Origin of the sequence: Halomonas sp. AOP7-B1-5 (assembly GCF_052353045.1) — a bacterium.
Classification (GTDB): Bacteria; Pseudomonadota; Gammaproteobacteria; order Pseudomonadales; family Halomonadaceae; genus Vreelandella; species Vreelandella colorata.
In genome coordinates this window covers 1-25,274 of sequence record NZ_JBQTDC010000008.1, presented here as the reverse complement: position 1 = coordinate 25,274, position 25,274 = coordinate 1, and the positions used below count along the sequence as shown (strand labels likewise).

Sequence of the window (25,274 nt, the reverse complement as noted above, 5' to 3'; positions counted from 1 at the left end):
CTCTGGCTTAGCGCAAAGCGTCCGCTGGGTTTGCACAGAGTTTTCCACAGGCTCTGTGAATTAGCTGGCGGACCCTCCACACTAGCGACTTTCGGTCAAGGCAAAACTTTCTTGAACGGCTTAACAATTACCTTGGCATAGACACCTGCAATGATGTATGGATCAGCGTCAGCCCAGCTTTGAGCGGCTTCTAGGCTGTCGAATTCCGCCACGATCAAGCTGCCGCTAAAACCCGCATCACCGGGGTTTTCGGTATCGACCGCCGGATGCGGTCCCGCCAATACCAGGCGGCCTTCATCGCGCAGCGCTTCAATACGGGCCAGGTGATCTGGGCGGGCGGCCATACGGCGCTCCAGGCTATTCGATACGTCTTCACTAATAATCGCGTAAAGCATGGGGATAACTCCTTAAAAGCATGCAGTAAAGCGCTCTATGCGGCATTGACCGCACTCGTATAAGCGCGCACCATGGCGAGCATTCGTGCACCGTCCCATACAGAGCATTATGAACACACAGCATTATGCCTGTTCGTGTACGACATCCCTATTCTGACAAACTCGCCACACGACGTCATGCCCATGCCCTTGATCCCCACGTTACTTCCTGCGGTGTTTGATGCAGATCAGCGCTATTCGGCTGATCTGCACATGCACTCAACGGCGTCCGACGGCGCGTTAACCCCCACTGAGCTGGTAGCGCTATGCGCTGAGCGCGGCCTTACCCACATGGCGTTGACTGACCACGACACCATGGACGGTATCGACGAAGCCGGGCAGGCCGCCCAGCAGGCCGGGATTTGTCTGGTACCCGGCTGCGAGTTATCCACCCGCTGGCAGGGTATCAATATTCACGTGGTCGCACTCATGCCGGGTGGCCTGCAGGGGCCGTTGGTGGAAGGGCTTGAACAGCAGCGTCTGGCGCGTATTCAGCGCGCAGAAGTGATTGCTGAGCGCTTGGAAAAGGTGGGCCTGCCCAACGCCCTGGCAAAAGCCCGTGAGCAGGCGGGCAGCGACCGCCCGTTGGGGCGGCCTGATTTCGCCCGCGCGCTGGTCGCCGAGGGTGTAGTGGCCGATTGGGCTACCGCGTTCAAACGTTACCTGGGTAGCGGCAAGAAAGGCGATGTTAAAGCCCACTGGCCGGAAATTAGCGAAGTCGTTGAGTGGGTGGTGGCTTCCGGCGGCGTAGCGGTCATCGCGCACCCGTTACGCTATGGGTTAACCCGGCGTAAACGGGGTCTTTTAATGGATACCTTTCAGGCGGCGGGCGGAGACGCAGCTGAGTTGGTCAGCGGCCAGCAGAATCCGGATGTCACGCGTGACTTGGCCCGCCAAATGGTCGAGCGTGGGCTTTACGCTTCATTAGGCAGCGACTTTCACTTCCCCGGCAGCCACGCCGCGCCCGGCAGCATGAGCATGGTGCCGCGCACGGCCGCCCCGCCTATCTGGCAGCACCCCCGGTTGTCGCATCTGCGCGACGCTCCCGCTGGGCCATTAGCCGCTTCGTCAGCTATGGTATGAGTACGCGTATAAATAAGTAAGTGAACACCCCAATGGATTGAAATGAGCCCACGGGCAGGAGCAGACTATGAGTCAGTATTTTCAGATTCACCCCGAAAACCCGCAAAAGCGTCTGATCGATCAGTCTATCGAGATTATTCGCAAAGGCGGGGTGGTGGCTTACCCAACGGATTCGGGCTATGCGCTGGGCTGCCACCTGGGTGAAAAGAAAGCGATTGAAAAGATAAAGTGGCTGCGCTCGCTGGATGACAAGCACAACTTTACGCTGATGTGTTCGGACCTTTCAGAAATTGGCACTTATGCCAAGGTGGATAACGCCGTTTTCCGGCTGCTGAAAGCGCATACGCCAGGGCCGTATACCTACATCCTGGATGCCACCACCGAAGTGCCGCGCCTGCTATTGCATCCCAAGCGCCGCTCGATTGGCGTGCGCGTACCCGATCACCGGATTACCCACGCGCTGCTTGAGGCCCTGGGCGAGCCGCTGATGAGCGTGACGCTGATTCCGGTAGGAGATGACCTACCCATGAGCGACCCCGAAGAAATTCGCGAGCGCTTTGGAGCACATCTGGATCTAATTATTGATGGCGGCGCCTGTCATCTCGACCCCACCAGCGTAATTGATTTGCGTGAACTGCCGCCCAAAATTGTGCGTGAAGGACGCGGCGATATTACCCCGTTTGAAAGCTAAGTCCTGGAAAGCTAAGTCCTGGAAAGTTAAGTCCTGGAAAGCTAAGCCCTGGCTTAGCGCCATGCCCACGCGAGCGTGGCCATGGCGCTACCAGATATTTTGAGTAGCCAGCCAAGCTAGGGTTCTTTCTGCAGGTCTTCTTTGTGCGGGTCTTCCGTTGTTTCATCCAACCAGGTACCGCAGCGCAGGCAATAACGAGCACGCTTTTCGTGACGGTCATGGCCGCAGCCCGGGCACGCCTCATCGGAGTAGCGGTCTTCACGAATAGAGCGGATTACCTGGGCGGAAAAAATACCCGTGGGCACCGCGATGATCGAGTAACCAATCAGCATCAGAACCACGGTAATCGCTTTGCCCACCGCTGTACCGGGAACGATATCGCCATACCCTACCGTGGTAACGCTTACCACTGCCCAGTAAATCGACATGGGAATGCTGGTAAAGCCTGTCTCCGGCGACTCGATGGTATACATAAGCGCGGCGAACATAGTAACGACCATCAAGATGCTGCAGAAGAACAGCAGTACCTGATGAAAACTACGTTTTAAGGCATCGATCAGCAGGCGTCCTTCACCCACAAACTCCATCAGGCGCAGAATACGAAAAATTCGCAGCACCCGTAGGATGCGAATAATCACCAGCGCATGAAAACCCGGCATTAGTAATACCAGCCAGGCGGGCAGAATAGAGATCATATCCACCACGCCGTAAAAGCTTTTCAAGTAAATAGACGGACGCTCAAGGCAGTAAATACGCACGGCAAGTTCCAGCGTAAACAGTATCGTGAACGCCCACTCCAGGTAATAAAACAGCCAGCCGTACTCCTGGGAGACATCTTGAACGCTACCCAGCAAAATCACCCCAACACTGGCCATGATCATTACGATCAGCGCAATATCGAATCCTTTGGCAGCCGGGGTATCGGATTCAAAGATAATATGAAAAAGCTGGGTGCGTAGGCCCTCAGCTGCAGGTGTCAGGTTGAAGCTCATAGCAATCCCAGTGAAATAAACAATCACTTATCTGGTGATTTAGCCTATTGGTAAACATTCTTGATATACAGTACGTGTTTCAAGCCCGCATGGTCTGAACCGATGTCGCTTAAAACAGTATGAATGTCAGCTTAGCGCGCTTTGCAGCGCTAAACGATGTGAAAGCGTCAATAGATTAACGCCATAGGCAATGCTGGGCTGGCCATCGCCCAGAAGCGCTGCCGGTAAGGCTTTAGCCTGCATCTGCATGTCGGCAGACAAACCTGGATGTTCGGCCAACTGGGCTAACGCGTCCTGGGCCACGTTAAGGTAGTGGCCTTGCTGGCTATCGTGATAGGCATCCAGAGCAAGCGTTGCCCGGTGAAGCCATTGCGCGGGAGTGGTAGCCTCGGGTAGTGGCCACTGCTGGGCAGCCAAGGCGTTGCCGCGGGATGCTTTACTGCTGTCAGACGGGCGAAGCGGGATCTTTTCGGCAAGCGCGATGGCTAACGACCACAGGGTTTCCGGATCACCGGCTTTTAACTCCAGCTCTAGCTCACAAATAGGCGTGCGATAAGCGCCGCTCTCGATCTCGCCTTCATCCATTACCAACTCAATATGACTGCCTTGCCAGGTCAACTGCCAGCTACGCCGGATAAAATCGGTGCGCAGCTTGGGGGCAAGGCTTGCCAGCCGCTCGGCCAGCTCGCCTTGAAAGGGCGGTAGTGCGGCCAAGCCTTCCTGATCCAACTGGTTGCCAGTGACAGGCCATTCCCACTCTTGGCGACTGGATAACCCGCCCCCACCTTTGCCTGCCGTTTTCACGGTTTGCAGTACGCGCTCATCTATCTGGCGCAGACGAACGGCCACGCGGGCGTTGGCTAAGTCGTTGGTTGGGGTATCGAAATAGGTATTGGCGAGGGTTTGGGTGAGCGGTGGTTGAGACGCGAGTAACGGGTGGCTTAACAAGGCCCCAATGCTTGCAGGCGCAAGGGCAAGCTTTAATTCTACTTCAATAGGAGTTGCATTTTTCATGACAATAGCCACTCTTAAACGTGAAATGCTGATGAAATTTTTGCTACCAATATGAACTTTTCATGACGGCGGCGAGCGCACTCTTTATACTGGCGTCGCCATTTCCAGGCTCCCCGAAAACAGGCTAAAAGGCACTATGGTTACCTCCAATCCTTTTTCTGCGATGTTTGGCCGCTCGCCATTCCAGCCGTTGCTGGCCCACATCGTCAAGGCCAATGAATGCGCCGATCAGTTGTTGCCATTTTTTGAAGCATCCCTTGCTGGCGACTGGGATAAAGCTGCTGAGCTGCGTGAAAACGTGACCCGCTTAGAGCACGAAGCCGATGTGCTGAAAACGGACCTGCGGCTTAACCTGCCCAGCACCATGTTTTTGCCGGTTTCCCGGTCCGATCTGCTGGATTTGATTAGTGTGCAGGACAAAATCGCCAACAAGGTGCGCGACATTACCGGCATTATGCTGGGGCGTAAAATGCGCGTGCCTGACGAGCTCGCCGAGCCGATGCGCGATTATATGATCACTAGCGTGGCATGTGTTGCTCAAGCGCGCCAAGCACTTGAAGAGCTGATGGAACTCCTTGAGTCCGGCTTTGGGCGGAATGTTTCCGATGTTATGCACAACATGATTCGCGAACTGCATAACTTTGAACACCAGGCGGACGCTCAGCAGGTCGCCATTCGTCGGCAGCTTTTTCAACTTGAAAGCCAGCTGCCACCCGTCGATGTGATCTTTCTTTACAAGATCATCGAATGGGTAGGTGAAGTGTCCGACCGCGCTGAGCGTGTGGGCAGTCGCTTGCAGATTTTGACCGCTCGCTAAGGGGATTTCATGCATATTATTGCCCAGCACGGTGATATTTTTATCATCCTGGCCTGTTTGTTTGGCTTTTTTATGGCTTGGGGGGTCGGTGCAAACGATGTCGCCAACGCCATGGGAACCTCGGTGGGGTCGAAAGCGATCACCATCAAACAAGCTATTATCATTGCGGTTGTTTTTGAATTTTTAGGTGCCTGGCTTGCCGGTGGTGAGGTAACGGCCACCATCCGTGGCGGAATCATCGACGCCAACCTGCTTGAAGCGAACCCACAGTTTCTGGTTTACGGCATGCTGTCTGCGCTCTTGGCTGCCGGTATCTGGTTAATGGTGGCTTCCGCCCGCGGTTGGCCGGTTTCCACCACGCACTCGATTGTCGGCGCTATCGTGGGTTTTGCCGCAGTCGGCCTGGGCGTGGATGCAGTTGCCTGGGGCAAAGTGGGCCAGATCGCTTCCAGCTGGGTCGTCTCGCCGCTGATCGCCGGTACCATCGGCTATATGCTGTTTAAGTCGGTGCACCACCTGATATTTGAAAGCTCAGACCCGTTTGCGGCGGCCAAGCGCTATGTGCCGGGCTATGTGTTTTTAGTCGGCTTTATCGTGTCTATGGTGACGCTCACCAAAGGGCTTTCCCATGTTGGCTTACACCTTACCTTTAGCCAGAGCCTGTTGCTGTCGATCTTGATTGGCGTGTTGATTATGGGCCTTGGCATCATCATGCAGCGGCGTATCAAGTACACCCAGAATGCCAACGATCATTTTGGCTATGCCAATGTAGAGCGCGTGTTTGGTGTGTTGATGATCTTTACCGCGTGTGCCATGGCGTTCGCCCACGGTTCTAACGATGTGGCCAACGCGGTTGGCCCGCTGGCCGCCGTCATTAGCGTGGTGCGCAGCGAAGGCATGATCGATAGCGCCGCGCTGGTGCCCTGGTGGGTGCTAGTGCTGGGCGGTGGCGGTATTGTGTTTGGCCTGGTGACTTACGGGCATAAAGTCATCGCGACCGTAGGCACCGGGATTACTGAGCTAACCCCGAGCCGTGGCTTTGCAGCAACGCTTGCCGCTGCCAGCACCGTGGTGGTTGCCTCCGGCACGGGCCTGCCAATTTCGACGACTCACACTTTGGTCGGCGCGGTACTCGGTGTCGGCTTGGCACGCGGTATGGCGGCACTTAACCTGCGCGTTATCGGCACGATCGTTATTTCGTGGCTGATTACGCTGCCGGCTGGCGCGGGTCTGGCCATCGTGTTCTTCTTCATGTTTAAAGGCATGTTCGGCTAGCAGTAAACGCCTGACTCTCAGCGGCACCTTCATGCAGATTTGCGTTAGCCAATTTGCAATAGAAGGTGCCGCTGTTTTTTGTGCTCTGGTAAAGTAGCGAGTAGATTTTAAACGCAGAGTTTTTCTTTCACTTGCTGCCGGAGAGCGGCCTTGGATAAGCACTTCCCCTTTGTTGATTGGTTTCGTAACGCTTCCCCCTACATTAATGCGCACCGGGGGCGAACCTTTGTCATCTTGATTGAAGGCGAAGCCATGGCGTCTGGCCGCGGGGAACAGCTCATTCAGGATTTAGCCCTGCTGCATACGCTGGGCGTGCGATTGGTCGTGGTATTCGGCACGCGCCCCCAGGTACAGGAAGCGCTTACCCAGGCAAACGTTGAGCCTACGCGCATTAACGGCCGCTGGGTGGCCGACCGTGCGGTGATGACTCACGTAGAGCAGGTCGCCGCGCACCAGCGGCTCTGGCTTGAAGCACGCCTGTCACTCGGCCTACCCAGTACGCCGCTTCACGGCGTTGAACTCAGCGTGATTTCCGGCAATCTGGTCACCGCCAAGCCCTTGGGCGTGCGTGAAGGGGTCGATTTTGACCATAGCGGCGAAGTACGCCGCGTGCGCGCAAGCGCGATTGAAGGGCTGCTGGATAAAGGCTCGTTAGTGCTTCTGCCGCCGCTGGGCTTTTCAAGCACGGGGGAAGTATTTGACCTGGATGCCGCAGAAGTTGCCCAGCACGCCGCCGTGGCGCTCAAGGCCGATAAGCTGATACTGCTGGGCGACTCGGAAGGCCTGCAGGATGAAGAAGGTGCCTTGCTGCGCCAGCTAACCCCTGCCGATGCCGAACCCAGACTTGAGAGCGCGCTGCCCGGCAGCGAGCTTGCCCGTCACCTTCAGGCAGCGTGTAACGCCGCACTTGAGGGTGTGGCCCGCACGCACTTGTTGTCGTGGCGCAACCACGACGCGCTGCTGGGGGAGCTATTCACCCGGGACGGCGTGGGCACCATGATCACCCAGCACCGCTACGAGCAGCTACGCCCGGCCAAGCTAAACGATATTGCCGGGCTGCTTGAGCTGCTTGAGCCTCTGGAGCGCCGCGGCATGCTGGTGGCCCGCTCGCGCGAGCGCCTGGAGCACGAAATTGATGACTATATGGTCATCGAGCGTGACGGCATGGTGATTGGCTGCGCCGCGCTGCACCTGTTCCCCGAAACCACGATTGCCGAACTGGCCTGTGTAGCGGTACACGGCAGCTACCGAGGGGGCGAGCGCGGAGAGCGTTTGATGGAAGCCCTGGAGCGCCGCGCCCGCCAGCGTGGGCTAACCGCCATATTTGTGTTAACCACCCACACGGCCCACTGGTTTGTGGAACACGGCTTTCAAACGGCCAGCCTGGATGATTTGCCGCCCTTGAAGCGCGAAGCCTATAACCACGCACGTAAATCGAAAGTGTTGGTGAAGAAGTTGGCGGGATAGGGGGATGGTGAATGATGAGTTGGGAATAGTGAGTTGTGAAATCGGGGGCTGTTAGGGGCGGGGCGGCCTTTGGCTGGCCCCGCCCGGTTGGTCATCAGGTGTTTAGAATAACCCCGCCGTTAAGGTGCAAGGTCTGCCCGGTCATATACGAAGAATCTTCGCTTGCCAGATACACATAAGCGGGGCCCATTTCGCTGGGCTGGCCCGCGCGATTCATTGGCACTTGGCCGCCAAACGAGGCCACTTTCTCATCATCGAAGCTTGCTGGAATCAGCGGGGTCCACACTGGGCCTGGCGCCACGGCGTTAACGCGAATGCCGCGATCCATCAACGACATGGCCATCGAGCGCATAAACCCTTGAATCGCCCCTTTGGTGGCACTGTAGTCAATCAGCGTATCGTTGCCTTTAAAGGCGTTGATAGAGGAGGTCTCGATGATGGTGTCGCCTTTTTGCAGATGCGGCAGCGCGGCTTTCGTCACATAGAAGTGGCTGAAGATATTGGTCTGGAAGGTGCGCATTATCTGCTCATCTGGCACCTCGGTCAGATCGTTCCAGTCGTACTGCTCGGCGGCATTATTGACCACAATATTGAGCTTGCCGAAGTGATCCAACGTCTTCTTGACTATCTCACGGCAAAACTCAGGGTCACCGACATCGCCCTTTAGCACCAGGCAGCTGCGGCCTTCGGCCTCTACCAGCGCTTTAGTATCCTCAGCATCTTTATCCTCCTCCAGATGAACAATAACGCTATCGGCGCCTTCGCGAGCGTAGTGCACCGCAACGGCACGTCCAATACCGCTATCGCCGCCGGTAATAAGAGCGACCTTATCTTTAAGCTTTTGAGTTCCTTGATAGCTATCGCGAATGAACTCAGGTTCGGGGCGCATTTCATGCTCATCGCCTGGCTGTTCGTCCTGATGCTGAGGCGGTAGTTTTTGCTCGCTCATGTGCAATTACTCCTTGTTGGCACAGTAATCTTTCCAACACCGCAGGCGATGACGCCCAGGGGCCGTTACGTCAATATTTACCCTAGCGCACCCCTGTAAAGAGAGCCAAATTGAAAGCTTACTAAGCTGGCTTTTTTATTAATGTTAGTGGTTAACGCTACTCTAATAGTGGTGGCATTAAATAATCGATTTTTTAATGCTGGGGCTCTAAATGGCGTTGTTGGTATTTAGCCAAGCTTGAAATCAAGATTACACGGAGAGACGGTTAAGCTATTAATAAAGATGCCTTAATAAAGTAGGGGCGCAATAAAAGAGTAATCAGTGTCTTGTGGGCAAGGGAATTCATTGGCGTTGAAAAATAATTTATAAAGTTATCGATCATATATTAAATCTTGTGCCTGGATTTATTTAAGTGTTTGTAATTTATAAGTAAAATTAAAATAAATGGCGCGTTGTAAGGTTTTTAATATAGGTTAATAAATTTGTTTTGATAATGATTAAAGTTATTCGCTATTAGGAGGAGGGTGGGGGTATAAATTGACAGGGTAAGGAGGCGCACTATATTGAAAAGACGCTTAAATTAAGAGTTCCATTAAATATCTAACGGAATGCTTTATAAAGCGCTTATTAATGTAGCAGTGGTCCAGTTCGTTTTGTTTCACCTAGCGTACTTGTTCGATACAGTCGCTAATGAGTGAAGCGACAAGGAGGAAGTGACTAATGATTGATCATGGAAAACAGGCTGACCCAGGTTCTTCATCTACGCCGAATACGGCTACCGGTTCGCCTCAATCGAATAACGGTACAGCGCATTCTCCCAATAGCGACCATCTAAAGCAGCAAGGTCGGGATGCCGTTCATGATGTAAGTGATGCAGCCCAGCATCAGGCTGAACACTTTTATAACCAACAGCGTGATACCGCTGCCGAGCAGACGCAAAAATTTACCAGCGTCTTTTATAAAATGGCCGATGAGTTCGACAATCAGCAGCAGCCCTATTTCTCCCAACAGGTTAGAAAGCTTGCTGATACCGCTGATCGTCTCTCAAATAAACTGCGTGACAAGGACTTAAAAAGTATTTGCCAGGAAGCGCAAAGCTACAGCCGTCGCGAGCCAGCTCTTTTCTTTGGTGGCGCGATTGCTGCAGGCTTTTTGCTAACACGCTTTTTACGCAGTTCTGGTCAGCATTCGCATTCATCAAATGATCATTCTCACCCGTCCAGCGGTTACTCCAACCAGCCTTCGGGCGCATATTCCAGCCATTCGTCGCCAACGCCTGACAATCCCTCGGCAGGCATTATGCACGGCGCTTCTACCGGGGTGGCGCATGACCCAACCCAGCAAAGCTCGTCGCTGCAGGGGACTTCACGCGGTCCAACAGTAAATCCCGGGGCTTCGTCCAGTACTTCTCCCAGTACGTCGCCAGGCTCATCACAAGGCTTGGCCAATGACCCCTTGGGTGGTGCAGGTTCAGTGAACAAACCCAGCGGTCCCGGTGGAAGTATCTGACGGTTTAAAACAGCCTCTATGCAATGTGATAGTAGCTCTAAGGCGCTTTGATTAACCCCTTATGAGCTACTGCTTAACCCAGGCCAGGTTTAGAACCGTTGAGCGTCTAAACATCTAGCTAAGCGCCCTGACTACCGGGCAAAGGAGGTTACGAATGGATTCAGATCATAAAACTTCATCGCAGGGATCGTCTGTCGGGTCGCTTTTATCGACGGTCATGCAGGAAATAACGTCTCTAGTGCGCAATGAAGCTGAGCTTGCCAAGGCCGAGGTGTCGGAAAAAACGCATCAGGTAATGGCGAGCATTGCGACCATTGCAATTGCTGGCGCAGTGCTGCTGGGCGGCTTTCTTACGCTGCTTGCCGCGCTGGTATTTGTGCTAAACGAAGTGCTGCCACCCGATATGACGCCATGGCTATCCGCGATCATCGTGGGTGTCGTCGTGACACTGATCGGCTTCATTATGCTTAAAGGCGGTATGAAACAGCTTCAGGCGCGCAATCTAATGCCTAATCGCACGATCAGTAGCTTGCGTCACGATAAGGAATTCGCCAAGGAGCATCAGCGCAACGTCAAGGAGGAGCTAAAATGAGTGACCACGATCACGATCATAAGCGCAGTGACCATACTCACGATGAGCGCCATGATCATCGCCCCGATCATCGAAGTACGGAAGAGATCGAAAAGGATATCCATCGTTCGCGTGAACGCCTTGACTCCACTCTGCACGAAATCGAGGAACGCTTCTCTCCTCAGCAGCTTTTCAATACGTCCTATGAGTATATCCGGCAAGGTGGCGCCAACGAGTTTGTGTCCAACCTGGGTAATACCATCAAGCAAAACCCAGTGCCTTTTTTAGTGACTACTGCGGGTCTTGGCTGGCTGATGATGGCCCAGCGTAATCCGAACCAGGGGCATCGCTATCAGCGTGGACCGTCGCATCACTATATGGATGAGCATGCGTCTACCGGATATAGCGGCTCTCACGGCTCGCCGGGTGTTCCCGTTCATGAAGGCACGCATACGCATGGCGGTACGCAGAACTATACCAGTACGCCAGGCTACGTCGCCGGTAACCCTGAGCCCCATGGCGATAGCAAAGGCCGGATGAGCAGCGTGAAAGAGGGCGCCAAAGATAAAGCCCATCATTTCAGTGAAAAAGCCAAAGACGTTGCGCATCAGATAGGTGATAAAGCGCATCATCTTGGCGAAAAGGCACAGCATATGGGAGGCAGTATGCGCGATTCTACATCCCACCTTCAGCACGGTACGCGGGATCATCTTCACAACATGTCTGAACGCGCCCGCCACATGGGCAGTAGTTCATCTGATTTTGTTCAGGAGCATCCGCTAGTGGTAGGCGCCTTAGGCGTTGCTCTGGGCGCTGCCTTGGCAAGCCTGTTTCCGACCACGCGCAAAGAGGATGAATACATGGGCGAATACCGTGATCGCGCCCTGCACAGAGCGGCGGAAGCGGGGCAGGAGCAGGTAGATAGAGCCCAGGATAAGATCCATGAAAAGGCGGAGCATATGAAAGACGATACGCATGGTAATCAGCATTCATCGTCCAGCGATAACGATCAGTCAATGTCTCGCTCCACCACGCCGGGAAGCCCTTCGTCCAGCAGCCAGGCTCCAGGCCATAACTCGGCCTCAGGCATTAGCTCAAGCACTACCGGCACCACGCCGGACACCTCAAAGGGCGTTAGAGAACCAGGCTTGGCGGGCTCGAACACGCCTTCCGGCAACACCCAGGGCTCAGGTACCAATAAAGCCCCGTAAGCGGTAAGCGTTATCCTCTTATGAAAAGTAGTGCCCGGCCCAGGCCGGGCACTTTTTTATGTGCGGTACTTTCGCAGGTACTTTCGCAGGTACTTTCGCAGCGCCAACGCTGGCTAAAGCGATACTGCTCATTCCCGCCTAGGGAGCGTATTTGAGTAGGTATTAAAACGAGCCAGGTGATCATCAGCGTCCTGCAGGGCTTTCAATGCCGAAGGGCGATCGAGCTCGGCCAGCAGCGTACAGAGCACTTCCGATACGGCCAGGGCAGGGGCCAGTGTGTGAAAGAAACTGTAGCTCTCCGTGGCGCAGTAAATCGTATGCTCGGAAATTCCCGCCAGCGGTGATACCTCACTATCGGTAATCGAGAGAATAGACAGGCCTTTCTCTTTTGCCAGCTGCGCAAGCGTCAGCGTATCCAGCGCGTAGGGTTTTATGGATACGACCAGCACCACCTCATCCGGTTTTGCACGAATCAAGGCGTCGCCGCCCGTTCCGGCAGGGCCATCAAGATGAACCGAGCGCTCGCCTAAGAGTGACATCACGTAATGAAAATGCCAGGCCACCACATGACTTGAGCGTAACCCCAACACATAGACTTTTTTGGCCGCCGCGAGCCTTTCGGCCATGGCGGTTAAGCGCTTGAGCTGCTCGGGCTCGCAGAGCGCTGCCATCTGGGCGCTTAACCCGTGCAACATGTGATAGGCGATATCACTGCCTGGGGGGCTCGCCGCCTGAGCATCGCGTTGGCGTACCTTCGCCGCAAAGCCATCGTTTCGCTGACGCACCGTTTGTGCGTAGTGGGCGCGAATTTCGTTATAGCCCTGAAAGCCCAGCACTTTGGCAAGCCGCGTCATGGTGGCTGGCTGAACCGCCGCCAAACGCGCCAATTCGCGCATGGACACCAAGGCCACTTCTTCCGGATGCTCAAGCACGTAGCGCGCTGCCTGTTGCAGCTGGGCTGACATACCATCGAACTGAGCAATGATCTGCTCTCTTAGCGGATCGCTCTGTGAAACAGGGCTTTGTGGCATAGGAAGGTGCCTCTTAACACGCCTAGGGCTTGAGATGATTGCGCACGAGTGTAAACGCGGCTTTTCAACGAAAACAATGATCCGTTTGTTTTAATAAATTATATAATGATTGTATTGTTGCATTAATGGGTTGGAACGTGCCACTCTTGCGCTGAACGTAGCGTTTGAAAAGGAACGATAATAATGGCGCGTATTCTTCATCGCAGTATTGGCCAGGCGTTGCCGCACGCGGCGTCAGCGCAAGGCGTCTATATCACTGATACCCAAGGGCGCCGCTACCTGGATGGTTCGGGCGGGGCGGCGGTGACGAGTGTGGGGCACGGCCACCCGGAAGTGCTGGCGGCCATGCGCGCCCAGATTGATAACCTCTGCTACGCCCATACCGGATTTTTCACTACGGACGCCGCCGAGGAACTGGCCGAGAAGCTGGTGAACCTGGCCCCAGATGGCCTGGATTACGTTTACCTAGTCTCCGGCGGTTCAGAAGCGGTAGAGGCCGCGTTAAAAATGGCCCGCCAGTATTTCGTTGAAACCGGCAGGCCAGAGCGGCGGCATATTATCGCCCGGCGCCAGAGCTATCACGGCAATACCCTGGGCGCGCTTGCCACCGGCGGCAACGCCATGCGTAGGCAGCAGTTCCAGCCGCTTTTGCCCCAAACCCATCATGTCTCGCCCTGTTATGCCTATCGTGACAAGGCAAGCGACGAATCTTTTGAGGCGTATGCCGCAAGGCTTGCCGATGAGCTTGAAGCCAGGATTCTCGAGCTGGGCCCTGAAAGCGTGATGGCGTTTGTGGCCGAACCCGTGGTGGGGGCTACGCTTGGCGCCGTGGCCTCTGAGGCGGATTACTTCAAGCGGGTGCGGAAAATCTGCGATCAGTACGGCGTGTTGCTGATTCTCGATGAAGTCATGTGCGGAATGGGGCGCACGGGCACCATGTTCGCCTGCGAGCAGGACGGCATCACGCCCGATATTCTCACCGTGGCCAAAGGCCTGGGCGGCGGCTACCAGCCGATTGGGGCTGTGCTATTGTCCTCCGCTATTTATGATAGCTTCGCCAACGGCTCCGGCCTTTTCCAGCATGGGCATACGTACCTTGGCCACCCGGTCGCGGCGGCTGCGGCGAATAAGGTTGTCGAGATCATCGCGCGGCCTGAAACGCTGGCGAATGTAAACGCCATGGGCGCGCGCTTGCAAAGCGGTCTTGAAGCGGCGCTGGGTGCATCACCTTACGTAGGCGATATTCGGGGTAGGGGATTGTTTCGGGGCATTGAGCTGGTGGCCGACCGCGAGCTAAAGACCCCGTTTGACCCCGCTCGAAAGATTCACGCCAAAATTAAACGCCAGGCCATGGCACGCGGCCTGATCAGCTATCCCATGGGCGGCACCATTGATGGCGTGTATGGCGATCATGTGCTGCTTGCACCCCCATATACCATCCAGGCGGACGAGATCGATCTACTCATTGAGCGGATCACTCAAGCGGTTGACGCCGCAATAGCCGAATAACCTGGCGCGATAGCCAAATAATCCAAGAGGAAATACCACGATGAAGCAGTCACCCTGCCCGCCGATGACCGATGCCGACTGGCCAGAAGAGTCTGCGGAATTACGCGAAGGTTTTGCCGGGCGCTTGAACGTTTACCGCACCATGGCGCACCATCCGGCCCTGCTAAATGCCTGGGCGCCGTTGCGGCAGCACGTGGTGAAGGACAATGCCCTGGGCCCCGAGTTAACCGAGGTGGTGATTCTGCGTGCAGGCTTTCGCCTGGGGTCTGCCTATGAGTGGGCGCACCATATCAGCCGTGCGCTGGCGCTAGGGTTTTCCGAGGCGCGGATTGACGCTATTCGTGGCGTGCCGGAAGCGATTGATGGCGTTGATGGCCTGATTGTTAACGCAGTGGATGCGCTACTCGACGAGCGTATGCTGGCAAGCCACCAGGAAGAAGCGTTGGCTGAGGCGATAGGGCGTAAGGCCGTGATCGACCTGATGGCCATGGTCGGCTTCTACTCGGTGCTGGGATATCTACTCAAGACCTACGACACGCCGATTGATGAGGCTATTCAAGCCGAGGCCCGGTCGAATCCAGGGCTGTTTTCACTAACACCGCCGCCTGTATAGCAAGCTAAGGTCTCGGGCTGCTTACTTAAACCGCCGCTTTACCTCAACACTCAGCCTGCCTTCACCCAAGCGTAGCGAGAGCTTCTGACCTGGCTGGGTCTCCTCGGCACGGCGCACGACCTGGCCCTTGTCATCCTGAGCAATCGCATAGCCCCGGCCCAGCACCGCCAGCGGGCTGATGGCATTAAGCTCCCGCGCCGCACTGGTTAAACGCGCCTGCTGGCGTTGAAGCTGGCGCTGCATGGCGTTTTCCAGACGGCGGTTCAGTTGACTCACCCGTTCGCTTTCGGCGCGGTGCAGGCGCGCCATGTCCTGGCTCGCCAAGCGCTTGCCCAGTTGCGTTACCCGTGCCTGCTGCTGGGCAAGGGTTTGCTGCATGGCGCGAGTTAAACGCTGAGCAAGCGTTGCCACGTGCTGGCGCTGGCGGTTTAACTGCTCGCCGGGGTGCCTGAGCCGGGCACGCAGGCTATCCAGCTGTTGGCTATCGCGCTCCAAGCGGCGCTGCATGGCGCGGTGCAGGCGGCTTTGCTGGTCAGCCAACTGGCGCTTCAAAGCGTGTTGATCCGGCACCAGGCGCTCGGCGGCGGCCGAAGGGGTTGGGGCGCGAACATCGGCGGCAAAATCCGCGAGCGTGACATCCACCTCGTGGCCTACCGCCGACATCACTGGCAGGCGTGAATGAAAAATCGCCCGGGCCAAATGTTCGTTATTAAACGCCCATAAATCTTCCAGGCTGCCGCCGCCCCGGGTGATGAGTACCACATCGCGCTCAGGGTCCAGCCGTGCCTGGCGGTTGAGTAGCCCAAGTGCTGCGATCATTGCCGGTGCCGCTTCCACACCCTGCACTGGCACCGGGATTAGTGTGACATCCGCCAAGGGCCAACGAGCCGCCAAAACGGCCAGCACATCGCGAATGGCCGCGCCGGTGGCCGAGCTTAAAATCAGAATCTTGCGCGGCGGAAAGGGCAGGGTGCGCGTATTGGCAAACACGCCTTCACCGTCCAGCTGGGCTTTGAGGCGCTCAAACGCGGCCAGCAGCTCGCCAAGCCCTGCCGCCTGCACGGCTTCGGCAATCAGTTGGTAGTCACCGCGTGGCTCAAACAGCGACACCCGCCCGCGCAGTTTTACCTGGTCACCATCGCGCATGGGCGCCGACACAAAGCGCGCCCGCTGACGAAACAGCGCGCAGCGCACCTGGGCGCGGTCATCTTTAAGCGTGAAGTAGATATGCCCCGAGGCCGGGCGCGAAACGTTAGAAAGCTCGCCTTCCACCCACACCTCGCCCACATCGCGCTCAAGCGCCTGGCGGGCCTGCTTGTTTAGCTCGCTGACAGAAAGGGCGGTGGATGTTGCTGGGTTCATGGTCGTCCCTTGCACTGGGGTTCAGGTATCTTTGCGGCTAACCGCGTAACATGGCGATGTTATTACACAATATCATTGTATTACCCAAGGCGAGCACGAGGAAATGCCATGAGCCACCACACCACACCGCTTATCGATTTTTACCGTGGCGAGGCAACGGATCATCAGGGGCGCTACATCGATGCTATCTGGGCCTTATCGCCTTTCTGGCTGGAGCATACCCACGACTATATTCAGTGGCTTTTTCCGATTCCCGAGGTTGGCCGTTTTAATGGTTTTGCGCCCCCGCTAACGGTTATTGAAAGGGATGCCTTTAAAGACGATAGCGCGTTACGTGAACGCCAGCGAACGTCGCTGGATGTGATGCTGAGCTTTTTAGGCCTGGCGCGAGATGGGTTTACGATCACCGCCCAGCCGGGACTTAATATGCGCGAACATATTTGGCTCAAGGCGGGAGGGCATAATCACCTGCGTATTTCGCGCATGATTCGCTCTTTGGCACATTGCCATCAACAGGCGCTAGCACTTGCCCTGCAGGAAGCCGTAGTGCGCATTGGTTCTGAGCAAGGCATCGTCTCGGATGCGTCTATTCAATACTGGCTTAGCGCGCATCAGTAGTCGGCGCATGACATAAAACACGGATCATCACGCGTTTTCCCGTCAGGCGTAAGGCAGTGACTTAACAGCAAACGCACATGGCTTATTAGCCATAGGTATAAATTCAGCAGCGTGACGACATTGCTGGGGCGCCCCTCAAAACGCTATAATGGGGGATTAACTTTTCACGCCCCTTCTTCCCACATCACATTGGGTGTTGCCGCTATGCTACGTATGGCCCAAGAAGCGCTTACGTTCGATGACGTACTTCTCGTTCCTGGCTTCTCCGATATCCTCCCCAAGGATGTCAGTCTCAAAACCCGCCTGACCCGCAATCTCTCGCTTAATATCCCGCTCGTTTCTGCTGCAATGGACACCGTGACCGAAGCGCGTCTGGCGATTGCGATGGCTCAGGAAGGCGGCATCGGCATCATCCACAAGAACATGACCATGACCCAGCAGGCTACCGAAGTCCGCAAGGTCAAAAAGCACGAAAGCGTCATTGTTAAAGACCCGGTCACCGTTAGCCCCAAGGCCAAGCTTGAAGACCTTCTCGCGATGGCGAAAGAGTACGGCTTCTCAGGCTTCCCGGTGGTGGAAGGCGAAACGCTGGTGGGTATCGTGACCGAGCGTGATATGCGCTTTCAGCCGAACGTCGGCGACAGCGTGGCCGATATCATGACCCCGCGTGAGCGGCTGATTACCGTTAAGGAAGGCACCGACCTTGAAACCAGCAAAGCCAAAATGCGCGAACACCGCATTGAGAAAATGCTGATTGTCGATGACGCCTTCCATCTGCGTGGCCTGGTGACTTTCCAGGATATCGAAAAAGCCCGCACCTACCCGATGGCCGCTAAAGACAGCGATGGCCGCCTATTAGTAGGCGCTGCCGTAGGTACCGGCCCGGAAACCCCGGACCGCGTTGCTGCGCTTGCCGAAGCTGGCGTTGACGTCATCATCGTCGATACCGCTCACGGCCATTCCCAAGGCGTTATCGACCGCGTTAGCTGGATCAAAGAACACTTTCCGGACATTCAGGTGATCGGTGGCAACATCGCTACCGCCGCCGCTGCTAAAGCACTGGCCGAAGCCGGTGCTGACGGCGTGAAAGTAGGCATCGGCCCGGGTTCCATCTGCACCACGCGTATTGTGGCAGGTGTGGGCGTGCCGCAGATCACCGCGGTTTCCAACGTGGCCGCTGCGCTTAAAGAGTACGACATTCCGTTGATTGCCGACGGTGGCGTACGCTTCTCTGGCGACTTGGCCAAGGCAATTGCCGCTGGCGCCAGTGCCGTAATGGTCGGCGGCCTGCTGGCCGGTACCGAAGAAGCGCCGGGCGAAGTCGAGCTGTTCCAGGGGCGTACTTATAAAGCCTACCGTGGCATGGGTTCCATGGGCGCCATGGCGCAGAACCAGGGCAGCGCCGACCGCTACTTCCAGGATAAGGATGCCGGTGCCGAGAAGCTGGTGCCCGAAGGCATCGAAGGCCGCGTACCTTATAAAGGCATGATGAGCGCCATCGTTCACCAGATGATGGGCGGGCTGCGCGCCTCCATGGGCTACACCGGCTGCCGCGATATTCAGGAAATGCGCACCAAGCCGGAATTTGTCCAGATTACCGGTGCTGGCTTTAACGAATCCCACGTTCACGACGTGCAGATCACTAAAGAAGCTCCCAACTACCGGGTGAGCTAACCAGCGCTTTTAGTTGAATGGCGGCGGGCTTTGCCCCGCCGCTTGCTTTTTAGCCTTACCAGCAGCACCTCCACTGCTTACTCGAGACACCGCCATGAATGATATCCACGCTCACAAGATCCTGATTCTCGACTTCGGCTCACAGTACACCCAGCTGATCGCCCGCCGGGTACGCGAAATCGGCGTATTTTCTGAGGTTCGCGCCTTCGATATTACCGAAGAAGAGATCCGCGAGTACAACCCCAACGGCATCATCCTGGCCGGTGGCCCCGAGTCCGTGACCGAGCTGGATTCCCCGCGTGCGCCGCAGTGCGTGTTCGAAATGGGCCTGCCCGTGTTTGGCGTTTGCTACGGCATGCAGACCATGGCCGAGCAGTTGGGCGGTAAGGTGGAAGGCTCCAACAAGAGCGAGTTTGGCTACGCGCAAATCAGCATTGACGCTGAAAACGTGCTGTTCAAAGACATCAAAGACCACGTAGACGCCGCCACCGGCAAAGCCCTGCTGGACGTATGGATGAGCCACGGCGACAAGGTAGCCAAGGCGCCTGCCGAGTTCACCATCACTGCCTCCACACCCAGCTGCCCGATTGCGGCGATGGTCTGGGAAGAGAAGCAGTTCTACGGCGTACAGTTCCACCCGGAAGTGACTCACACGCTGCAAGGCCAGCGGATTCTTGAGCACTTCGTGCTGGATATCTGTAAAGCCGAAAAGCTGTGGACGCCTGCCCAGATCATCGAAGATCAGGTACAGCGCGTACGCGAGCAGGTAGGCGACCGTCACGTACTGCTCGGCCTCTCCGGCGGCGTGGACTCTTCTGTAGTAGCAGCACTTCTACACAAAGCGATTGGCGACCAGCTGACCTGCGTATTCGTCGATAACGGCCTGCTGCGTAAGCAAGAGGGCGACCAGGTAATGGAAACCTTCGCCAAGCACATGGGCGTGAAGGTCATCCGTGTAGACGCTGAAGACCTGTTCCTGGGCAAGCTAAAAGGCGAGAAAGACCCGGAAGCCAAGCGCAAGATCATTGGCAACACGTTCATCGATGTGTTCGATGAAGAAGCCAGCAAGATTGAAGGCGTCGAGTTCCTGGCCCAGGGCACCATCTACCCGGACGTGATCGAATCCGCTGCCTCCAAAACCGGCAAGGCGCATGTGATCAAATCCCACCACAACGTGGGTGGCCTGCCGGAAACCATGAAACTTAAGCTGGTCGAGCCGCTGCGCGAGCTGTTCAAGGATGAAGTGCGCAAACTCGGCCTGGAACTCGGCCTGCCCTACGACATGGTTTACCGCCACCCCTTCCCGGGGCCGGGCCTGGGCGTGCGTATTCTGGGTGAAGTGAAGAAAGAGTACGCCGACATTCTGCGTGAAGCTGACGCCATCTTCATCGAAGAACTGCGCGCCTCCGGCTGGTACGAAAAAACCAGTCAGGCATTCGCCGTGTTCCTGCCGGTGAAATCGGTAGGCGTCGTCGGCGACGGCCGCCGCTACGAGTGGGTCATCGCCATCCGCGCGGTAGAAACCATCGACTTCATGACCGCCCGCTGGGCGCACCTGCCCTATGAGCTGTTGGAGACCGTTTCCAACCGCATCATCAATGAGTTGGGTGGGGTTTCGCGGGTGACTTATGATGTGAGTAGTAAGCCGCCTGCTACTATTGAGTGGGAGTGAGTACCAGCTTAATATTTGCATGGGATGCCATTTATGTAACCTGGCAAAAAATCTTTAATGCTGGGTCTACGCTTAGTATTGAAGATAGGTAAGGATGAAATTGTGGCTCTGAACGGTGGAAAAGGATGCTGCCGTTCTTGCTAGAGGCGGGGGGAGGTTATTACTTATGCACCCTGCTTGGTTCGAAGTGGACGGCTTAAGTAGGAGAAGGAACATTTATAGTACATCGCAACTGTCCGCCTTGACTCGACTGTTCTCCGCCGCTGTTTTCCGCGAGATGGCGAAAAAAGGCCAATCTAGCTTATTCCGTCGGCTGCTCGGGCAAGCCAATCTGCTTGAGCATGCCGACCCATATGGGACTGTGGGCGATACATTCGACTCTGCATTCGAGATTTTAAAGGTCGTGGGACAGCGCGACGAATATATCTATCGAGCAGCGATTAGCCAGAAAGTGTTAATGGGAAAACATTCCCTGCGCACAGCTTCGATGCTCAATGAGTTTCGTGCAGGCAGTAGTAAGGCTGATCTCGTCATTTTGAATGGCACTGCCACCGTCTATGAAATCAAGTCGGAGCGTGATTCTCTTGCACGCCTTGACCATCAAGTCGAGGATTACAAACGAGTTTTCGCCAAAGTGAATGTGATCGCTAGTGAAGGTCATGTAGCAGGAATAATGCGAACGGTTCCGAGCGATGTAGGTGTAATGTGCCTTTCAAACCGCTATCGAATCACAACGGTGCGCGAAGCGGTAGACTGCCCGGCGCGAATCTGCCCAGTAACCGTTTTTGAGTCGTTGCGCATGGCTGAAGCTATCACAATTTTGCAAGCAATGGGTGTTATAGTGCCGGAGGTTCCCAATACGCAGAGACATGCGATGTTGCGAGCCTTTTTCGCTGAGCTAGACCCGGTTGCGTTACATGCAGAGATGGTGCGTACGCTCAAACGGACGCGCAATCTTGCACTACTAAGCGACTTCGTTGATAGTTTGCCTAAGTCCTTGCAAGCTGCGGCGCTGTCTATATCGGTGCGTCGTTCGGATCATTCGAGACTGATCGATGCCATTAAGACTCCGCTACATCGAGCTATGACTTGGAGCTGACATACGTATGTATTATCCATACTTCCGCGGAAAACAATTCGAACTCATTACTATTCGCGAAATGTCAGAATTACTCGCTGAAAAGAGTTTTGTACCTGTAATTGAACCAGTAAGGGAGTCGCTTAATAGTCTTAAGAAGACCTTGACTGCAATATGCGACGCCGGTGGGCACGCTATTGTGATTGTAAACCCTTATCACGGTGACCATAAGGAAGACGGAGCGAGTATCACCGGTCTCCTCCAAGTAGACTTTAGCGGCGTTGATAATATCTCCGCAGGCATTTTGCTACGTAATGACATGAATGCCGACGAAGTGATGGCCTGCTATGACCAACATGCCGATCATCGTCCCGTATTAGTCCACGGGGGATTTACAGCCCCCAAGGCGCTGGCGGTTGTGCTGGAGAATGACATGCCCAGCCTCACCAACGTCTTCATCGAAGACCATGCAAAGCTGCTCTACCGTAAGCATTTTGATCAGAGCAAGCGCATTCTCGTGCGCGATGGCTTCAAGCGGCAGCGCAATGCCGATTATCCGCCTATAGAGGAATTTTCAGACCTCCATGTCACTTGTGGTGAACTTGGTATGGCGGGCTTCGGTGACTTTCTGATTGCGGGTGACGTTTACAGCGAGAGTGGTGGCCCGGCTTATGCTGTAGCGATCCACTTAACCTTCATCGATCCTGACAAGGACGATGTCATGTACATCTATCATTTTGTCTCGAATACAAATGACACTCCAACCGACCCTGCTGGCAAGTTCGCTCAGGCGTTGGAAAAGTTGATCGCAAAACTAGATAGCGGCACCTCCCACATTCGCGAAACCGAGGCGATTAAGGAATTTCGCGCCCTTCATGCTAAAGGCCATTTTCCAGGCCTCGGTTACATTAAAAAGCTCTCGATGAAGCACCACATTGAGACGCTTGCCAACTATTGTGGCTGAGTTCTATGTCAAAGCGATTCTGTTGTCCGGAGTGCTTCGATGATCGTGCCTTGCGTGATGAGCTCTTCCCGTCTCTCGATCCCGATCATGGAACCTGCGATTTCTGTGGCACCGCAGATACCCAACTGGTAGAGCCTTTTAAGCTCGCCAATTATTTTGAACTCCTAGTTAACGTCTATGAGCCTAGTGAGGGTGGTAAGCTACTGGTTGAATGGATGAAGGAGGATTGGCAGCTTTTCAGTCATAGGCGCATGGACACCGCCCACGCTAAGGAGCTGCTTGGCGAGATTCTCGATGATGGTGAAATCGTAAGAAAAGGTTTTGCACCGTCTTCAAGCTATATCAGTGAAGGCCTCGCGCAGTGGGATAAGCTGCGTGACGAGATGATGTATGCCAATCGCTGGTTTCTTGATGTTGAAATCGACCAAGAGCGTCTCCGTGAACTCCTCGAGATGCTGTTGGCGCGGCAATTGCCCCGGCAATGGTATCGAGCGCGCATCCGAACCGAAGACGAGGTTTTTCAAATTGAAAAGATGGGGGCGCCACCGAAAAGACGCTCATCACATGGCCGAGCTAATCCAGCAGGCATTCCCTATCTTTATCTGGGATCACTCCCCGAAACTGCAGTGGCCGAGATCAGACCTCATACCGGTGAGATTGCTTGCGTTGCCGATTTCACGATCCCAGAGATTAAAGCAGTGGACTTGCGCAATCCGCGCAAGCTCGTTTCACCTTTCATCTTTTCCGAGTCTAGTGCAATTGACCAACTGCGCGCCGATTTGCCATTCCTTGAGCGTCTTGGCGAGGAATTGACTCGACCTGTTCAGCCGACTGGTGCGGCAATCGACTACATTCCGAGCCAGTATCTGTGTGAGTTTATTAAGAAGAAAGGGTTCGACGGTGTGGTCTATCGTAGTTCAGTTAGCGACGGCATCAATCTCGCACTGTTTGATCCCGAAAAGGCTGTCGGCGGGGAAGTGGAACTCTACAGCGTGTTCAAAGTTTCGGTCAAAGTAGCCGCCCTCTGAAATAAACGCACATTCTTATAGCTACGGTTCTGGTGAGCGTCAGCTTCAATCACCAATGAAAGATCGTTTTTATCATTAGTTTGAAGTGCCACTGACCTCCCCCTAGATTAGTACAACTCGCTCAATGAGTTTTTCCACATTATGCCGCTTTTCGAGCATACTTAACTAATGGCTGCTTTCCAGGTCGAAGTACGTACATTGGTAGCCGAGTGGGATATTCTTTCTTTTTCCTGTACCAAAACGGTTTAATTTTGATAAATACGTTGAGATGAACCTAGGGCCCGTTGATGTTTCACTCATTGCCGCGCTGGTGCCCGTTTTTATTCGCGGCAAGGCAGAAGGAGAGCGGTTTGTTTATTCCAAATCAACGACGATTAACGCCGCCGCGAGTAAAATGGGCCCAGCCCTTTGTGGTGCAATGCGGTTCACGATGAAGCACAGGTCCTCCTGAAGACTGGAGTAAAGTGATAAATCTCTTTTCCGCTGCGCCAAGACACAGTTGGCATAGCTACGCGATATGTTTCTACCCTGGCTCAGATAAACCATACTTTCTATCAAAAGATTGTGCATCGTTTAGTGTGGGCCCTCCATTGCGAAGTGGAAAGTTCAGAGGTCTTTTCGACGTTATGTGGTTGTGATGGCTTAACGTACTAAAAAAATGCATGATACGCTAAATATTCATGTGTCTATCATCCTGCCAGGGGCATTTTGGTTATGCGGGTACTTAAGCGGGTTCAGCCAACACCCGAGCAAATCACTATAGTCAGGCGGATTCAGACCGGAGCTTCGCTCATTCGCGGTGCTGCCGGAAGTGGCAAGACTACTACTGCGTTGCTGGCGCTTAGGGCTGCGACAGGCGCAGCAGTAAATCAACTGCGTAACGATAATCGATTGCCAGCAAACGTATTAGTACTCGCTTTCAACAACTCATTGCGTAGCTATTTACAAGTCGTTGCTGAAGATGAAATGGCGGATTATGCGGGCGATGTGCGCATGTTTATTTCGACTTTCGATAGGTGGGCAATAGACACACTAAATACATTAGGGATGAATAGCGCGAATGAAGCACGAAGATATCTTAGCCAACTTGCCATTTCATTTCCCCGCGACACATCATTTGTTGTAGACGAGGTTGAGTATTTACTGGGAAGGCTCCCACCTGAGCGTCTGGATGAATATCCAATGATCAGGCGTAGTGGTCGCGGCGGATCTCCTGCGATGCCGAATGATGTGCGCAGGAAATTGCTAGATGAGGTTGTAGTTCCCTACCTTGAGTGGAAGCAATCGAACGGTGTTAGAGATTTCAACGATCTCGCCGTGGATATGATGCGAGCCGAACCTAGATTCAAGTATGACGTGATCGTTGTAGACGAGGCGCAGGATCTTTCCGCCAATCAACTACGCGCGGTTGTCCGCCACGCTGCAGAAGACGCTACTATCACAATCGTTACAGACTCAGCACAACGAATATATCCACGAGGAGCACCTTGGTCGGAAGCTGGTATTGAAATAGTACCCACACGGAGCTTTAGGCTAAACATAAATTATCGAAATACTCGTGAGATTGCGACACTCGCTGCCTCGCTCTCTGACGGAATCAATATAGATGATGATGGGAGTCTTCCCGATCCTGAGGCCTGCCAGCGGAATGGTCGACTACCAACTTTGATACTTGGTAAGTTTGGGCATCAGTTGGCCTATGTGGTTGACCG

The 25,274-nt window shown here is 54.8% G+C and carries 23 protein-coding genes; 17 read left to right on the top strand and 6 right to left on the bottom strand.

The window, feature by feature from the left end:
- Positions 1 to 95: 95 nt before the first annotated feature.
- Positions 96 to 395, bottom strand: coding sequence for a YciI family protein (locus ACT3XD_RS06345; RefSeq protein ID WP_018918013.1), 300 nt, complete (start codon positions 393 to 395; stop codon positions 96 to 98).
- Between the two features lie 183 nt (positions 396 to 578).
- On the opposite strand from ACT3XD_RS06345, the gene ACT3XD_RS06340 reads away from it, so the two are divergent.
- Complete coding sequence (locus ACT3XD_RS06340; RefSeq protein WP_192537429.1) at positions 579 to 1,517, top strand: PHP domain-containing protein; 939 nt, start codon at positions 579 to 581, stop codon at positions 1,515 to 1,517.
- 67 nt (positions 1,518 to 1,584) lie between these two features.
- Positions 1,585 to 2,208: an L-threonylcarbamoyladenylate synthase gene (locus tag ACT3XD_RS06335; protein ID WP_192537373.1), complete on the top strand. Its 624-nt coding sequence runs from the start codon at positions 1,585 to 1,587 to the stop codon at positions 2,206 to 2,208.
- Between the two features lie 116 nt (positions 2,209 to 2,324).
- On the opposite strand, the gene ACT3XD_RS06330 is transcribed toward ACT3XD_RS06335, so the two are convergent.
- Together ACT3XD_RS06330 and ACT3XD_RS06325 are read right to left on the bottom strand one after the other, a co-directional pair.
- Positions 2,325 to 3,200: an ion transporter gene (locus ACT3XD_RS06330; RefSeq protein WP_192537372.1), complete on the bottom strand. Its 876-nt coding sequence runs from the start codon at positions 3,198 to 3,200 to the stop codon at positions 2,325 to 2,327.
- A gap of 126 nt (positions 3,201 to 3,326) precedes the next feature.
- A complete protein-coding gene (locus ACT3XD_RS06325; RefSeq protein ID WP_192537371.1) occupies positions 3,327 to 4,214 on the bottom strand; it encodes a CYTH domain-containing protein in 888 nt (295 codons plus the stop codon).
- A 136-nt stretch (positions 4,215 to 4,350) separates the two neighbouring features.
- Between ACT3XD_RS06325 and ACT3XD_RS06320 the strand changes: the two genes are divergently transcribed.
- From ACT3XD_RS06320 to argA, 3 genes are all read left to right on the top strand, one after another.
- Entirely contained in the window at positions 4,351 to 5,031 is a 681-nt protein-coding gene (locus tag ACT3XD_RS06320; protein ID WP_018918008.1) for a TIGR00153 family protein, read from the top strand.
- A 9-nt stretch (positions 5,032 to 5,040) separates the two neighbouring features.
- Positions 5,041 to 6,306: an inorganic phosphate transporter gene (locus ACT3XD_RS06315; RefSeq protein WP_192537370.1), complete on the top strand. Its 1,266-nt coding sequence runs from the start codon at positions 5,041 to 5,043 to the stop codon at positions 6,304 to 6,306.
- A 150-nt stretch (positions 6,307 to 6,456) separates the two neighbouring features.
- Positions 6,457 to 7,773 carry an amino-acid N-acetyltransferase gene (gene argA / locus ACT3XD_RS06310; RefSeq protein WP_192537369.1) on the top strand — a complete coding sequence of 439 codons (1,317 nt, stop codon included), beginning with the start codon at positions 6,457 to 6,459 and terminating at the stop codon, positions 7,771 to 7,773.
- Positions 7,774 to 7,867: 94 nt separating this feature from the next.
- Here argA and ACT3XD_RS06305 read toward each other — a convergent pair whose 3' ends face one another.
- Positions 7,868 to 8,722, bottom strand: a complete 855-nt coding sequence (locus tag ACT3XD_RS06305; RefSeq protein ID WP_192537368.1) for an SDR family oxidoreductase — start codon at positions 8,720 to 8,722, stop codon at positions 7,868 to 7,870.
- Between the two features lie 720 nt (positions 8,723 to 9,442).
- Between ACT3XD_RS06305 and ACT3XD_RS06300 the strand changes: the two genes are divergently transcribed.
- From ACT3XD_RS06300 to ACT3XD_RS06290, 3 genes are all read left to right on the top strand, one after another.
- On the top strand, positions 9,443 to 10,231 hold the full coding sequence (locus ACT3XD_RS06300; protein WP_192537367.1) for a hypothetical protein: 789 nt from the start codon (positions 9,443 to 9,445) through the stop codon (positions 10,229 to 10,231).
- 154 nt (positions 10,232 to 10,385) lie between these two features.
- Positions 10,386 to 10,823, top strand: a complete 438-nt coding sequence (locus tag ACT3XD_RS06295; RefSeq protein WP_192537366.1) for a phage holin family protein — start codon at positions 10,386 to 10,388, stop codon at positions 10,821 to 10,823.
- Complete coding sequence (locus tag ACT3XD_RS06290; RefSeq protein WP_192537365.1) at positions 10,820 to 12,013, top strand: DUF3618 domain-containing protein; 1,194 nt, start codon at positions 10,820 to 10,822, stop codon at positions 12,011 to 12,013. The genes ACT3XD_RS06295 and ACT3XD_RS06290 overlap by 4 nt, the downstream gene beginning before the upstream one ends.
- Positions 12,014 to 12,141: 128 nt before the next feature.
- On the opposite strand, the gene ACT3XD_RS06285 is transcribed toward ACT3XD_RS06290, so the two are convergent.
- The gene (locus tag ACT3XD_RS06285; RefSeq protein ID WP_192537364.1) at positions 12,142 to 13,044 is read right to left on the bottom strand and encodes a MurR/RpiR family transcriptional regulator; all 903 of its coding nucleotides are present in this window, start codon (positions 13,042 to 13,044) and stop codon (positions 12,142 to 12,144) included.
- Between the two features lie 183 nt (positions 13,045 to 13,227).
- On the opposite strand from ACT3XD_RS06285, the gene ACT3XD_RS06280 reads away from it, so the two are divergent.
- Positions 13,228 to 14,553, top strand: a complete 1,326-nt coding sequence (locus ACT3XD_RS06280) for an aspartate aminotransferase family protein (protein ID WP_192537363.1) — start codon at positions 13,228 to 13,230, stop codon at positions 14,551 to 14,553.
- A 40-nt stretch (positions 14,554 to 14,593) separates the two neighbouring features.
- The gene (locus tag ACT3XD_RS06275) at positions 14,594 to 15,166 is read left to right on the top strand and encodes a carboxymuconolactone decarboxylase family protein (protein ID WP_192537362.1); all 573 of its coding nucleotides are present in this window, start codon (positions 14,594 to 14,596) and stop codon (positions 15,164 to 15,166) included.
- Between the two features lie 21 nt (positions 15,167 to 15,187).
- Here ACT3XD_RS06275 and xseA read toward each other — a convergent pair whose 3' ends face one another.
- On the bottom strand, positions 15,188 to 16,528 hold the full coding sequence (gene xseA, locus ACT3XD_RS06270; protein WP_192537361.1) for an exodeoxyribonuclease VII large subunit: 1,341 nt from the start codon (positions 16,526 to 16,528) through the stop codon (positions 15,188 to 15,190).
- 108 nt (positions 16,529 to 16,636) lie between these two features.
- Between xseA and ACT3XD_RS06265 the strand changes: the two genes are divergently transcribed.
- From ACT3XD_RS06265 to ACT3XD_RS06235, 7 genes are all read left to right on the top strand, one after another.
- Positions 16,637 to 17,146 carry an opioid growth factor receptor-related protein gene (locus ACT3XD_RS06265; RefSeq protein WP_192537360.1) on the top strand — a complete coding sequence of 170 codons (510 nt, stop codon included), beginning with the start codon at positions 16,637 to 16,639 and terminating at the stop codon, positions 17,144 to 17,146.
- 204 nt (positions 17,147 to 17,350) lie between these two features.
- Entirely contained in the window at positions 17,351 to 18,820 is a 1,470-nt protein-coding gene (gene guaB / locus ACT3XD_RS06260) for an IMP dehydrogenase (protein WP_192537359.1), read from the top strand.
- A gap of 94 nt (positions 18,821 to 18,914) precedes the next feature.
- Positions 18,915 to 20,492: a glutamine-hydrolyzing GMP synthase gene (gene guaA / locus ACT3XD_RS06255; RefSeq protein WP_192537357.1), complete on the top strand. Its 1,578-nt coding sequence runs from the start codon at positions 18,915 to 18,917 to the stop codon at positions 20,490 to 20,492.
- Between the two features lie 166 nt (positions 20,493 to 20,658).
- Positions 20,659 to 21,591 carry a sce7726 family protein gene (locus ACT3XD_RS06250; RefSeq protein WP_192537354.1) on the top strand — a complete coding sequence of 311 codons (933 nt, stop codon included), beginning with the start codon at positions 20,659 to 20,661 and terminating at the stop codon, positions 21,589 to 21,591.
- 7 nt (positions 21,592 to 21,598) lie between these two features.
- On the top strand, positions 21,599 to 22,534 hold the full coding sequence (locus ACT3XD_RS06245) for a sce7725 family protein (RefSeq protein WP_192537352.1): 936 nt from the start codon (positions 21,599 to 21,601) through the stop codon (positions 22,532 to 22,534).
- A gap of 50 nt (positions 22,535 to 22,584) precedes the next feature.
- Positions 22,585 to 23,562, top strand: coding sequence for an RES family NAD+ phosphorylase (locus tag ACT3XD_RS06240; RefSeq protein ID WP_225736079.1), 978 nt, complete (start codon positions 22,585 to 22,587; stop codon positions 23,560 to 23,562).
- Positions 23,563 to 24,276: 714 nt separating this feature from the next.
- The coding region (locus ACT3XD_RS06235; protein ID WP_444280548.1) for a UvrD-helicase domain-containing protein at positions 24,277 to 25,274 on the top strand (998 nt) is incomplete at its 3' end.

Bases quoted from the DNA above. Each gene is read 5' to 3' on its own strand.
- ACT3XD_RS06345 (WP_018918013.1), bottom strand. From the start codon at position 395: ATGCTTTACGCGATTATTAGTGAAGACGTATCGAATAGCCTGGAGCGC.
- ACT3XD_RS06340 (WP_192537429.1), top strand. From the start codon at position 579: ATGCCCTTGATCCCCACGTTACTTCCTGCGGTGTTTGATGCAGATCAG.
- ACT3XD_RS06335 (WP_192537373.1), top strand. From the start codon at position 1,585: ATGAGTCAGTATTTTCAGATTCACCCCGAAAACCCGCAAAAGCGTCTG.
- ACT3XD_RS06330 (WP_192537372.1), bottom strand. From the start codon at position 3,200: ATGAGCTTCAACCTGACACCTGCAGCTGAGGGCCTACGCACCCAGCTT.
- ACT3XD_RS06325 (WP_192537371.1), bottom strand. From the start codon at position 4,214: ATGAAAAATGCAACTCCTATTGAAGTAGAATTAAAGCTTGCCCTTGCG.
- ACT3XD_RS06320 (WP_018918008.1), top strand. From the start codon at position 4,351: ATGGTTACCTCCAATCCTTTTTCTGCGATGTTTGGCCGCTCGCCATTC.
- ACT3XD_RS06315 (WP_192537370.1), top strand. From the start codon at position 5,041: ATGCATATTATTGCCCAGCACGGTGATATTTTTATCATCCTGGCCTGT.
- ACT3XD_RS06305 (WP_192537368.1), bottom strand. From the start codon at position 8,722: ATGAGCGAGCAAAAACTACCGCCTCAGCATCAGGACGAACAGCCAGGC.
- ACT3XD_RS06300 (WP_192537367.1), top strand. From the start codon at position 9,443: ATGATTGATCATGGAAAACAGGCTGACCCAGGTTCTTCATCTACGCCG.
- ACT3XD_RS06295 (WP_192537366.1), top strand. From the start codon at position 10,386: ATGGATTCAGATCATAAAACTTCATCGCAGGGATCGTCTGTCGGGTCG.
- ACT3XD_RS06290 (WP_192537365.1), top strand. From the start codon at position 10,820: ATGAGTGACCACGATCACGATCATAAGCGCAGTGACCATACTCACGAT.
- ACT3XD_RS06285 (WP_192537364.1), bottom strand. From the start codon at position 13,044: ATGCCACAAAGCCCTGTTTCACAGAGCGATCCGCTAAGAGAGCAGATC.
- ACT3XD_RS06280 (WP_192537363.1), top strand. From the start codon at position 13,228: ATGGCGCGTATTCTTCATCGCAGTATTGGCCAGGCGTTGCCGCACGCG.
- ACT3XD_RS06275 (WP_192537362.1), top strand. From the start codon at position 14,594: ATGAAGCAGTCACCCTGCCCGCCGATGACCGATGCCGACTGGCCAGAA.
- xseA (WP_192537361.1), bottom strand. From the start codon at position 16,528: ATGAACCCAGCAACATCCACCGCCCTTTCTGTCAGCGAGCTAAACAAG.
- ACT3XD_RS06265 (WP_192537360.1), top strand. From the start codon at position 16,637: ATGAGCCACCACACCACACCGCTTATCGATTTTTACCGTGGCGAGGCA.
- guaB (WP_192537359.1), top strand. From the start codon at position 17,351: ATGCTACGTATGGCCCAAGAAGCGCTTACGTTCGATGACGTACTTCTC.
- guaA (WP_192537357.1), top strand. From the start codon at position 18,915: ATGAATGATATCCACGCTCACAAGATCCTGATTCTCGACTTCGGCTCA.
- ACT3XD_RS06250 (WP_192537354.1), top strand. From the start codon at position 20,659: ATGCACCCTGCTTGGTTCGAAGTGGACGGCTTAAGTAGGAGAAGGAAC.
- ACT3XD_RS06245 (WP_192537352.1), top strand. From the start codon at position 21,599: ATGTATTATCCATACTTCCGCGGAAAACAATTCGAACTCATTACTATT.